This is a genomic window from Pseudomonas sp. ADAK13 (genome assembly GCF_012935715.1).
GTDB lineage: Bacteria > Pseudomonadota > Gammaproteobacteria > Pseudomonadales > Pseudomonadaceae > Aquipseudomonas.
Genome location: NZ_CP052860.1, coordinates 3,833,115 through 3,845,270 on the forward strand (window position 1 = coordinate 3,833,115; position 12,156 = coordinate 3,845,270).

The following is a 12,156-nucleotide window of genomic DNA, read 5'->3' on the forward strand; positions in this document are numbered from 1 at the left end:
GTCCCCGGCTGGTTATAGTCGACCACCGGTGTTTTCAGACACCGTATTCACCCCTTCAAAAAAGATCAGCACATGCCAGCTTCCTTGCGCATAGCGGTAGTCGATTCAGCGGTCAACGCTGCGGTCGTGCCGTGCGGGAGCCAGCAGCCTGCGCAGATCAGTCACTACCCCCCACCTGTCAGTAGCACGCCGGTGTACGCAGTCGTATCACCGCCGGGTGTTGGCATTTCGGGCTGATCAGCTGATTGCTGTTCCCCTGTGCCCGCCTGAAAAAACCTACTGAATTTCAGCGTTTGCTGAGTTGGCTTTTTGCCTGATCACAGGTGGTATCCATGTCTGTTCTTTCGAAACAATCCGTGGCCGCGGCGGCCTCGACGAGCCTGTTTGTCTTGCTGTGGAGCAGCGGGGCGATTTTCTCCAAATGGGGCCTGGCCCACGCGTCTCCCTTTGCGTTTCTGCTGATCCGTTTTGCCATCGCCCTGGCGGGGCTGGTGATTCTGGTACCGGTCCTCAAGTTGAAGTTGCCGCGCCCCGGCAAGCCGATGCTCTACGCGGCAGCCACCGGTCTGGTGCTGTTGGGGGCTTACCAGATTTTCTATCTGCTGGCGCTGGACCTCAAAGTGACGCCGGGCATGATGGCGACCATCATGGGCGTGCAACCGATCCTGACCGTGGTGCTGATGGAGCGTCAGCGCTCCTGGAGCCGGATGTTCGGCCTGGCGCTGGGGTTGGCGGGGTTGATCATGGTGGTGTATCAGGGCATCGGTATGTCCGGTATGTCCCTGGCGGGCATGCTCTTCGGCCTGCTGGCCCTGGCCAGCATGACCTTCGGCTCGATCATGCAGAAGCGCATCACCGATAACCCGTTGGGCACACTGCCGGTGCAGTACCTGGCGGGCCTGGTGTTGTGCTCGGTGTTTGTGCCGTTCCAGCCGTTTCACTTTGAACACAGCACTGGCTTTTTCGTACCGGTGCTGTGGATGGGGCTGGTGGTGTCACTGCTGGCGACGCTGTTGCTGTACCGGCTGATCGCCCGGGGCAATCTGGTGAATGTCACCAGCCTGTTCTACCTGGTGCCCGCGGTGACGGCGGTGATGGACTACCTGATCTTCGGCAACCGGCTGGCAATGCTGAGCCTGCTGGGGATGGGGTTGATCATTGTCGGGTTGGCTTTTGTGTTTCGTAAGGGCTGACCTACCCACGCTGTAGGAGCCGAAAAGCTCCTACAGCTTCCTGGCCAGTTTCCCTGGCCGAAGCACCAGCCACAACGCCCCCGCAATCAATAACCCGCCATACAGATGCGCCATCGACAACGGCTCATCCAGCAGTAACGCGCCCCACAACACCCCGAACGGCGGAATCATGAAGGTCACGGTCATCGACTTCACCGGGCCAATGGACGTCAGCAAACGGAAGTACAGGATGTAGGCAAACGCTGTACACACCAGCCCCAGCCCCAGCAGCGACAACCACACAGGCCAACCGCCCCAGCTGACCGGTGGATGGCTGATGGCACTCCAGGCAAACAGCGGCAGCAGAAACAGCGTGGCCCCGAGCATGCTGCCCAAGGCCGCCAGGCGACTGTCCAGGCCACCCCGTTGATCGAGCCAGCGCCGCGCCAAAAAGCCGGCAAAGCCATAACAGGTGGTCGCCAGCAGGCACGCCAGCGCGCCCATCAGCAACTCCATGTCGAACGCCACCGGCCCTGCGCGGGTCAGGATGCCAACGCCGAACAAACCCAGGCACACCCCGGCGATTTTCGACGGTGTGAGGCGCTCACTGAAAAACAGCCCGCCAATCAGCACGCCCATCAACGGCGTCGTGGCATTGAAGATCGCCGAGTAACCCGCCGGCAGCACCTGGGCTGCCACCGAATACATGGTCGCGGGAATGCCCGAATTGATCACGCCCAGCAACAGAACCGTCTTGAACTTGCCCTGGAAATCCCAGCTCACCCGCATCATCGCGAGGATCACCAGCAGCCCGGTGGCGGCAATCGACACCCGGAAAAACGCCGTAGGAAGGGTGCCGATTTCCGGCGCGATAATCCGCATGAACAGAAAGCTTGCGCCCCAGATAGCGGCCAGCACCAACAGGTGCAGGGTGTCGACAGGTCTCACGGGAAAACTCCTGTTTGATAAGGGCGGCAGTGTTGCCCACCGACCTGCCTGACACAATCGCTAATACATGTTTTTACAGGACGAAACGGGTCACCAAACCATTGAGGTCCACCGCCAAGCGCGACAGTTCCTGGCTGGCCGCCGAGGTCTGGGTGGCACCAGCGGCGGTTTGCGTCGACAGGTCCCGAATGTTCACCAGGCTGCGGTCCACTTCACGGGCCACCAGGGCCTGTTGCTCGGCGGCGCTGGCGATCACCAGGTTACGCTGGCTGATCTGCGAGATCGCCGCGGTGATTTTCTCCAGTGCGCTGCCGGCGCTGTTGGCCCGCTGCAAGGTCTGGCCGGCGTGTTCGGCGCTGCTGTTCAGGGCGCCGACGGTGTCCTGGGTGCCTTGCTGGATACCGTTGATCATCTGCTCGATTTCTTCGGTGGAGTCCTGGGTGCGTTGTGCCAGGGAGCGCACTTCGTCCGCCACCACGGCAAAACCGCGACCGGCCTCGCCTGCGCGGGCTGCCTCAATGGCGGCATTGAGCGCCAGCAGGTTGGTCTGCCCGGCGATCCCGCGAATCACTTCCAGCACCTTGCTGATGTCCTGTGCCTGCACCGCGAGGCCTTCGGCCTTGGTCGAGGCACCGAGCACTTCGTCCACCAGGTTCTGGATCGAGCTGATGGTTTCGCTGATCTGGTAGTGGCCGTGTTTGCTGTCTTCGTCGGATGCCTTGGAGGCTTCGGCGCTGGACACCGCATTGCCCGCCACTTCATCGACCGCCGCGCTCATCTGCGTCACGGCGGTAGCTGCCTGTTCGATCTCATCGTTCTGTGCCTGCAGGCCACGGGTGCTCTGCTCCATCACCGAGCTCATCTCTTCCGCCGCCGATGCCAACTGCTGCGAGGATTCGCTGATGCCGCGGATGGTGTCCTGCAGGTGGGTCTGCATGGTGGCCAGGGCGGTGAGCAACTGGGCCGCTTCATCCTTGCCTTCCACGACGATCGGCCGGCTCAGGTCGCCGGACGCGATGGTGCGGGCCACCGTCAGTGCCTGGCCAATGGGCGTGGTGATGCTGCGGGTCAGCAGCCAGGCCAGCAACAAGGTGGCCAGCAGGGCGGTGAGGATAATGGTGCCCACTACCCATTGGGCGCTGGTGTACATTTGGGCCGCTGATTCTGCTGCGTCCTCCACACCTTTTTGGTTGAAGGTGATCATGTCTTCCAGGCTTTTATTGAGGACCGTGCCCTGAGGTGCGAGGCGGCTGTTGAGCAGGTCCATGGCGTTTTGCTGTTGGTCCTGGTCGACCATTTGAATCATCTGGGCGACGATCGTCATGTAGCTCGCAACGTTGGCTTTCAACTGCTTGAGCATGTCGCGTTCCTGCTCGTTGCTCAGCAGGGCTTCGTGGCGGTTAAGCAATTCTTCCAAGTCAGCGCGCTGGCGGGTGATCAGGTTTTTGCTGTTGTCGCGCACTCTGGACTCGTCGGTGGTCAGCAAGCGCAACGCTTCCAGGCGGATGCTGGCGACATAGGCGGCGCTGTCGTGAATGTTCTCAATACTCGGCATCCACGATTCTTCGATGATCAGCGCGCTTTCCCGCAGCTTGGCCATCTGGCCCAGGCCAAACAGGCCGACCACAATCAACAGACTGGCCAAAACCCCAAAACTCAGACTGGCACGCAGACCGATCCGCATATTCCTCAATGACATCTCAATGCTCCTTGGGCGATTAGAACCTGTTCCCGGATCGGTCTTCTGACCTTGTTAGGGTGGGAAAGGGCGCGCTATATAGCAAAGAGCCATCACTCTTGTAATCAGGGTTTCCCTTACGTTGGATCCAATGCGCAGAAAAGGGGAGAGGCCCGTTGCGGTAGAGTAAAGGCTCGGATTTTCCCGAGGACACACGGGTAAGGCCCGTGGTTAAAGGCCTTCAACTGGAACGCTGAATGAGGCGGGGATGACTTGTGGGTGTTTTTATTGACCGAATGGTCGAACTATTAAAATTGAAAATAAATGTACAAAGTGAACAAAGCTGTACAAGGGTGAACGAAAAATGACCCTTCTCCTGTCACTGCACACTGGCTAAGCTCAGCTCATTCCAAATGCCCGCAGAGGTTTCCCAAATGCCGCAGCAAACGCCAGCGCTCGACATTGCGCAGATGATCCTCGACGGCTTCGACGACTACCGCGAGCACTTCCGCCAGATCACCGATGGCGCCCGGGAGCGCTTCGAAAAGGCGCAGTGGCAGCAAGGGCAGGCGGCTTCGGCTGCGCGCATCAACCTGTATGAAGACAAGGTCAGTGAGGTCACGGCGCGGCTGCGGGCGGCCTTCGATGAGGCCGTATTGCTCGACATTTCAGTGTGGCCGCTGGTGAAAAGCGCCTACATCAGCCTGATCGACCTGCGGTTTGACGATGAGCTGTCCGAGACCTGGTACAACTCGACGTTTTGCGGCCTGTTCAGCCATGACCTGATCAGCGACGGCTGCATGTTTATCCACACCACCCGGCCCAGCCTGCGCCGTGCCCGGGCGGCGCAAACCCGCACCTACAAGCCGGCAGGCAAACTGGCGGGCATGCTGGAGCAGGTTTTTGCCGACTATCGCTTCAGTGAACCCTACGCCGACTTGCCCGCCGACCTGCGCCGCCTGGAAGCGCAATTGCGCGAAAACCTGCCGGACTGGGTCTGCAAGGACCCGGACCTCAACGTCGAACTGTTTTCCTCGGTGCTGTACCGCAACAAAGGCGCGTACCTCGTAGGGCGTATCTACACCCGTGATGAGCAATGGCCGCTGGTCATCCCGCTGTTGCACCGGGAAGGACGGGGCATCCAGATCGACGCGCTGATCACCGACGAGGCCGATGTGTCGATCATCTTCTCGTTCACCCGTTCCTATTTCATGGTGGACGTGCCGGTTCCGGCCGAGTTTATCGGCTTCCTCAAGCGCATCCTGCCGGGCAAGCACATCGCCGAGTTGTACACCTCCATCGGCTTCTACAAACACGGCAAATCCGAGTTCTACCGGGCGCTGATCAACCACCTCGCCACCACCGATGACCAGTTCATCATGGCCCCGGGCGTGCGCGGCATGGTCATGAGCGTGTTTACCCTGCCGGGCTTCAACACCGTGTTCAAGATCATCAAGGACCGGTTTTCGCCGTCGAAAAACGTCAACCGCGCCACCGTGATCGAGAAGTACCGGCTGGTGAAAAGTGTCGACCGGGTCGGGCGCATGGCCGACACCCAGGAGTTCGCCGACTTCCGCTTTCCGTTGAGCAAGTTCGAGCCCGAGTGCCTGGCCGAGTTGCTTGAAGTCGCCGCCGGTACCGTCGAGGTGGAGGGCGACACGGTGCTGATTCGCCACTGCTGGACCGAACGGCGCATGACCCCGCTCAACCTCTACCTGGAAAACGCCAACGAAGCCCAGGTGCGCGAAGCCCTGGAAGACTACGGCCTGGCGATTAAACAACTGGCCGCGGCGAATATTTTCCCCGGCGACATGCTGCTGAAGAATTTTGGCGTCACCCGTCACGGTCGTGTGGTGTTCTACGACTACGACGAAATTTGCTTCCTGACCGAGGCCAACTTCCGCCATATCCCGGCGCCACGTACGCCGGAAGATGAAATGGCTTCCGAGCCTTGGTATTCCATCGGCCCGCTGGATGTGTTCCCGGAGGAATTCCCACCGTTCCTGTTTGCCGATTCCGGCCAGCGCCAGCTGTTCGACCAGTTGCACGGCGAGTTGTACAACGCCGACTATTGGAAAGGCCTGCAAGAGGCGATTCGCGCCGGCAAGGTGATTGATGTGTTTCCCTACCGGCGCAAGGGCCTGGACAATGAATGAGGGGAGCGCGTGGCGGCGCTTTTCTGCGACAATCCGCCCCCTGCATAAATAGACGACCTTTGCGTACCTGATGACTGACCAAGCGCCCGCTATCGACCAACTGCTGAAAAACCTCGATCACGCCATGCTCGCCGACCGCCACCGCTTGCGGCGGCAGCTGCTTGAGCTGCGCAAGAAACCCGATGAGGAAAAACTTGCGCAGTGGGTGACGCGGATGCAGGCCTCCTGTGCCCAGGTGACGGCGCGGCGCGCCAGCCTGCCGGTGATTCGCTACGACGACAGCCTGCCGATCGCCGCCAAGCGCGACGAGATCAAAGAGGCGCTGCTCAAGCATCAGGTGCTGATCATTGCGGGTGAGACCGGTTCGGGTAAAACCACGCAGTTGCCGAAAATCTGCCTGGAAATCGGCCGTGGCCAATACGGCCTGATCGGCCACACCCAGCCGCGGCGGATTGCGGCACGCAGCGTGGCGAGCCGGGTCGCGGAAGAATTGGCGACGCCGCTGGGAGCGCTGGTGGGCTATCAGGTGCGGTTTGAGGATCAGAGCGATTCCAACACCCTGATCAAGCTGATGACCGACGGCATCCTGCTGGCCGAAACCCAGAACGACCGCTACCTCGAACGCTACGACACGATCATCGTCGACGAAGCCCACGAACGCAGCCTGAATATCGACTTCCTGCTGGGCTACCTGAAAACCCTGCTGCCGCGTCGCCCGGACCTCAAGGTCATCATCACCTCGGCCACCATCGACCTGGAGCGCTTTTCCAAGCACTTCGACGATGCGCCGATTGTCGAGGTGTCGGGCCGCACGTTCCCGGTGGAAACCTGGTACCGCCCGCTGACCCTGGAGCAGGACGAGGAGGGCAACCGCGTCGAGGATGACCTGACCGTCGACCAGGCGATTCTTGCCACTCTCGATGAAATCGCCGCTTTTGAACGCAGCGAGCGCAAGAGCCCCGGCGATGTGCTGGTGTTCCTGCCCGGCGAGCGTGAGATTCGCGATGCGGCCGACATGCTGCGCAAGGCCCAGCTCAAGCACACTGAAATCCTGCCGCTGTATGCGCGCCTGTCACCGGCCGAGCAGCAGCGGATTTTCCAGTCGCACCCGGGCCGTCGTGTGGTGCTGGCGACCAACGTCGCGGAAACCTCGCTGACCGTGCCGGGCATTCGTTATGTGATCGACAGCGGCACCGCGCGTATCAGCCGCTACAGCTACCGCGCCAAGGTCCAGCGTTTGCCGATCGAGGCGATTTCCCAGGCCAGCGCCAATCAGCGTAAAGGCCGGTGCGGGCGGGTCGAGCCGGGCATTTGCGTGCGCCTGTTCAGCGAAGAAGACTTTATCGGGCGCCCGGAATTTACCGACCCCGAGATTCTTCGTACCAACCTCGCGGCCGTGATCCTGCAGATGCTGCACCTGCGTCTGGGGGAAATCACCGATTTCCCGTTTATCGAGCCGCCGGACGGCAAGGCCATCAGCGACGGTTTCAACCTGCTGCAAGAATTGTCGGCAGTCGATCGCAACAGCCAACTGACGCCGCTGGGCCGCCAGTTGGCGCGTTTGCCGGTGGACCCGCGCATGGGCCGCATGCTGCTGGAGGCCGCCAAGCTTGGCAGCTTGCAGGAAGTACTGATCGTCGCCAGCGCCATGTCGATCCAGGACCCGCGCGAGCGACCGCCAGAACGCCAGCAAGCCGCCGACCAGGCCCACGCACAATGGAAGGATGCGGATTCGGACTTCGCCGGGCTGGTCAACCTGTGGCGCGGTTTTGAAGAGCAGCGCCAGGCATTGACCGCCAGCCCGCTGCGCAACTGGTGTCGCAAGAATTTCCTGAACTATCTGCGCCTGCGGGAGTGGCGTGATTCCCACCGCCAGTTGAGCCTGATCTGCCGCGACATGCAGCTGACCGTCAACAAAGAACCGGCGGACTTCCCGAAACTGCACAAGGCGGTGTTGTCCGGCCTGCTCAGCCAGATTGGCCAGAAAACCGAAGAAGGCGATTACCTCGGCGCGCGTCAGCGGCGTTTCTGGATTCACCCTTCGTCGGGCATCGGCAAGAAGCGCCCGCAATGGCTGATGACCGCCGAGCTGGTGGAAACCACCAAGCTGTATGCGCGGATGGTGGCCAAGATCGACGCCGACTGGATCGAGCCGTTGGCCGGGCACCTGATCAAGAAAAACCACTTCGAACCCCATTGGGAGAAGAAGCGCGGCCAGGTGGTGGCGTTTGAGCAGATCACCCTGTTCGGGTTGATCATCGTCGGTCGCCGGCCAGTGCATTACGGGCCGATTGACCCGGTGACGTCCCGCGAGCTGTTTATCCGTGAAGGCCTGGTGCGGGGCGAGATTCAGTCCCGGGCCCGGTGCCTGACGGCCAACCAGCAACTGCTGGAGCAGCTCGATGAGCTGGAAGCCAAGGCTCGCCGCCGCGACATTCTGGCGGACGAAGAAACCCTGTACGCCTTCTACGATGCGCGCCTGCCCGCCGAGATCCACCAGACGGCGACGTTCGACAGTTGGTACAAGGTCAACAGCCAGAAAGACCCGCAACTGTTGATCATGCGCGAAGAAGACGTGCTGGCTCGGGAGGCCAGTGAAGTCACCGCCGCCCATTACCCCGACACCCTGCACCTGGGCGATCTGGCCCTGGCCTTGAGTTACCACTTCGAGCCCAACCATCCCCGGGACGGCGTGACCCTGCGCGTGCCGGCACCGCTGTTGCCGGCGTTACCGCCCGAGCGCCTGGAGTGGCTGGTGCCGGGTGTGATCGAGGCCAAGTGCATTGCCCTGGTGCGCAACTTGCCCAAGGCCCTGCGCAAGAACTTCGTGCCGGTGCCGGATTTCGTCAAGGCGGCGTTGCAGCGTATCGAGTTCGGCCAAGGTTCGTTGCCCCAGGCATTGGGGCGCGAATTGTTGCGCATGACCGGGGCACGGGTCAGCGATGAAGCCTGGGCCGAGGCCGCGCAGCAGGTGGAAAGCCACCTGAAGATGAACCTGGAAGTGGTCGACGGCCAGGGCAAGTTCCTTGGCGAAGGCCGCGACCTGGCCGAGCTGACCGCCCGTTTCGCCGAAGCCAGCCAGGCCGCGTTGGCCGTGCCGCAGACCGCGAAAAGCCAGCAGCCGGTGGAGGCCAAGGTGTTCGCGGCGGTGGCCGAGAAAACCCAGCAAAACATCGCTGGGCTGTCGATGACGGTTTATCCGGCATTGGTGGAAGAAAATGGCACGGTGAAGGAGGGGCGTTTCTCCACTGCCGCCGAGGCCGAGTTCCAGCACCGCCGGGCCTTGCAGCGCCTGTTGTTGCAGCAATTGGCCGAACCGGCGAAATTCCTGCGGGGCAAGTTGCCCGGCCTGACCGAACTGGGGCTGATGTACCGCGAGCTGGGGCGTATTGAAGCCCTGGTGGAAGACATCCTGTTGGCCAGCCTCGACAGCTGCGTGCTGGAAGGCGAAGCCAGCCTGCCGCGTGACGGCGCCGGCCTGGCGGCCCTGGCCGAGCGCAAGCGCGGCAGTTGGACCGAGCATGCCGAGCGTCAGGCGCGCTTGACCCTCGAGATCCTGAAACTGTGGCATGGCTTGCAAAAACGCTTCAAAGGCAAGATTGACCTGGCTCAGGCCGTGGCTCTCAATGACATCAAGCAGCAACTGAGCAACCTGGTGTATCCCGGTTTTGTGCGGGAAACCCCGGCTCAGTGGTTCAAGGAGCTGCCGCGTTTCCTCAAGGCCATCGAGCTGCGCCTGGAGAAATTGCCGAGCCAGGTGCAGAAGGATCGGGTCTGGAGTACCGAACTGGGCGGCCTGTGGAGCCAGTATCAGAACCGCCTGAACAAACACGCCCAGGAAGGCAAGCGCGACCCTCAACTGGAGCTGTATCGCTGGTGGTTGGAGGAATATCGGGTGTCGTTGTTTGCCCAGCAATTGGGTACCAAGGTGCCGATTTCCGACAAGCGTTTGAGCAAGCAATGGAGCCTGGTCGAAGCGTGACCACAATCCCCGGGACAGGCGCCTGTCGAGCAAATGGCGCCAAATCCCGGGCTTTATGGCAAACTTCGCGGTTATAAATGCCGGGATCGTCGAGTTGGGCTGGTGCAGCCGTGGCGCGATGGAATAAAGCGTTTCCAGTTTGAAGGCCGCTGGGCGGCATAAAACTACTTACGGTTTGGTACGACGGTACCAATACCCTTCTGCCTGAACAGATTTAGAGGAACGACCGTGCATAACGTCGTCATCAGCGGCACAGGCCTGTACACCCCGGCCAACAGCATCTCCAACGAAGAGCTGGTGCAGTCTTTCAATGCTTACGTGCAACAGTTCAACCTGGATAACGCCGCCGCCATTGAACGGGGTGACGTGCAGGCCCTGACCGAATCCAGCGCCGCCTTTATCGAAAAGGCCTCGGGCATCAAGAGCCGCTTTGTCATGGACAAGGCCGGCATTCTCGACCCGCAGCGCATGGCGCCCCGCCTGCCCGAGCGCTCCAACGACGAGTGGTCGATTCTCTGCCAGATGGCCGTCAGTGCTGCCGAGCAAGCCTTGCAGCGCGCCGGCAAGACCGCCGCCGACATTGATGGCGTGATCGTCGCCTGTTCCAACCTGCAGCGGGCGTACCCGGCGATTGCCATCGAAGTCCAGGAAGCGCTGGGCATCCAGGGTTTTGGCTTTGACATGAACGTGGCCTGCTCCTCGGCGACTTTCGGCATCCAGAACGCTGCCAACAGCATCCAGTTGGGCCAGGCCCGGGCGATCCTGATGGTCAACCCGGAGATCTGCACCGGCCACCTGAACTTCCGCGACCGTGACAGCCACTTCATCTTTGGCGACGCGGCCACCGCTGTGATTCTGGAGCGCGCTGACCTCGCCACGTCCGAGCATCAGTTCGACGTGGTGAGCACCAAGCTGCTGACCAAGTTCTCCAACAACATCCGCAATAATTTCGGCTTCCTCAACCGCGCGGCGGAAGAGGGCATCGGTGCCCCAGACAAGCTGTTCGTGCAGGAAGGCCGCAAAGTCTTCCGTGATGTCTGCCCGATGGTCGCCGAGTTGATTGGCAAGCACCTGACGGAAAACCAGCTGAATGTGGGGGATGTGAAGCGCTTCTGGCTGCATCAGGCCAACCTCAGCATGAACCACCTGATCGTCAAGAAACTGCTGGGCCGCGAGGCTTCGGTGGAAGAAGCGCCGGTGATCCTCGATACTTACGCCAACACCAGCTCGGCGGGCTCGGTGATTGCGTTTCACACCTACCAGGACGACCTGCCCAAGGGCGCCGTGGCGGTGCTCAGCTCGTTTGGCGCGGGTTATTCGATTGGTAGCGTGATTCTGCGCAAACGCTGATCATGTTTTGAAATCGAGGTCTTGAATGGCAGCAGCGGACGACGCGCACCTGCTTGAACGATTGCTCAAGGGCGAGCAGCGGGCCTACAAGGAAATGGTCACCACCTACCAGAGCGCCATGCGCGCCGTGGCCTATGCCATCGTCGGCCAGCGTCATGCCGATGAGGTGGTGCAGGACGCCTGGCTCTCGGTGGTACGTAACCTGGCGAAGTTCGAGGGGCGCTCCAGCCTCAAGACCTGGCTGCTGACCATCACGGCAAACTCGGCAAAGGGCCGCTACAAGCAAAATCGCCGGGAAGTGCTGCTCGATGACTTGCCGTCGCCCCACGGCACCATCGGTGATGATCGCTTTGTGCCCGACGACGGTCACTGGGCCGTCGCACCGTTTGCCTGGCACCAGGACACGCCCGAAGCGTTGCTCACCGAAGACGAACTGCGCGAATGTCTGGAGCACACGCTGGCGAGTCTTTCCGAGTTGCAGAGCAGCGTATTGCTGCTGCGGGAACGTCAGGGCCTGGAATTGGAAGAGATTTGTAATCTTCTGACACTATCGCTCTCCAATGTTCGTGTGCTGCTGCATCGGGCACGGCTTAAAGTCTTCGCCACGGTGGAGCATTTTGAGGAAACCGGCGAATGTTGACCTGTAAGGAACAAGTGGCGCGTTCCAGTGACTATCTCGATGGGCAATTGACCTTTCGCGAGCGGCTGTTGGTGCGCCATCACCTGATGTTCTGCCCCAACTGCCGGCGGTTTATCCGGCAGATGCGCTTGATGCAGGCGACGCTGAAGATCCTGCCCGAGCCGCCAATCGCTGATGTCGACGCGTTGGCCGAACGCCTGGCCGCCGAGCGCTCCCGCGACCAGTAGTCC

8 protein-coding genes are annotated in these 12,156 nt (G+C 61.2%); 6 read left to right on the forward strand and 2 right to left on the reverse strand.

Annotated elements, in window-relative coordinates:
* Positions 1-332 precede the first annotated feature (332 nt).
* Positions 333-1,193 carry a DMT family transporter gene (locus HKK54_RS17765; protein WP_010176511.1) on the forward strand — a complete coding sequence of 287 codons (861 nt, stop codon included), beginning with the start codon at positions 333-335 and terminating at the stop codon, positions 1,191-1,193.
* A gap of 30 nt (positions 1,194-1,223) precedes the next feature.
* Here the strand turns inward: HKK54_RS17765 and HKK54_RS17770 are convergent, their stop codons facing one another.
* Together HKK54_RS17770 and HKK54_RS17775 are read right to left on the reverse strand one after the other, a co-directional pair.
* The gene (locus HKK54_RS17770; RefSeq protein ID WP_169387354.1) at positions 1,224-2,120 is read right to left on the reverse strand and encodes a DMT family transporter; all 897 of its coding nucleotides are present in this window, start codon (positions 2,118-2,120) and stop codon (positions 1,224-1,226) included.
* A gap of 73 nt (positions 2,121-2,193) precedes the next feature.
* Entirely contained in the window at positions 2,194-3,819 is a 1,626-nt protein-coding gene (locus HKK54_RS17775; protein WP_029616146.1) for a methyl-accepting chemotaxis protein, read from the reverse strand.
* Positions 3,820-4,232: 413 nt separating this feature from the next.
* Between HKK54_RS17775 and aceK the strand changes: the two genes are divergently transcribed.
* The 5 genes from aceK (at position 4,233) to HKK54_RS17800 (ending at position 12,153) form a co-directional block, all read left to right on the forward strand.
* Complete coding sequence (gene aceK, locus HKK54_RS17780; protein ID WP_169387355.1) at positions 4,233-5,954, forward strand: bifunctional isocitrate dehydrogenase kinase/phosphatase; 1,722 nt, start codon at positions 4,233-4,235, stop codon at positions 5,952-5,954.
* A 70-nt stretch (positions 5,955-6,024) separates the two neighbouring features.
* The gene (hrpA, locus tag HKK54_RS17785) at positions 6,025-9,936 is read left to right on the forward strand and encodes an ATP-dependent RNA helicase HrpA (RefSeq protein WP_169387356.1); all 3,912 of its coding nucleotides are present in this window, start codon (positions 6,025-6,027) and stop codon (positions 9,934-9,936) included.
* A 228-nt stretch (positions 9,937-10,164) separates the two neighbouring features.
* Complete coding sequence (locus HKK54_RS17790) at positions 10,165-11,286, forward strand: beta-ketoacyl-ACP synthase III (protein WP_010176506.1); 1,122 nt, start codon at positions 10,165-10,167, stop codon at positions 11,284-11,286.
* Between the two features lie 25 nt (positions 11,287-11,311).
* Complete coding sequence (locus HKK54_RS17795) at positions 11,312-11,926, forward strand: RNA polymerase sigma factor (protein WP_010176505.1); 615 nt, start codon at positions 11,312-11,314, stop codon at positions 11,924-11,926.
* Positions 11,920-12,153, forward strand: coding sequence for an anti-sigma factor family protein (locus tag HKK54_RS17800; RefSeq protein WP_003210701.1), 234 nt, complete (start codon positions 11,920-11,922; stop codon positions 12,151-12,153). The genes HKK54_RS17795 and HKK54_RS17800 overlap by 7 nt, the downstream gene beginning before the upstream one ends.
* Positions 12,154-12,156: the final 3 nt, after the last annotated feature.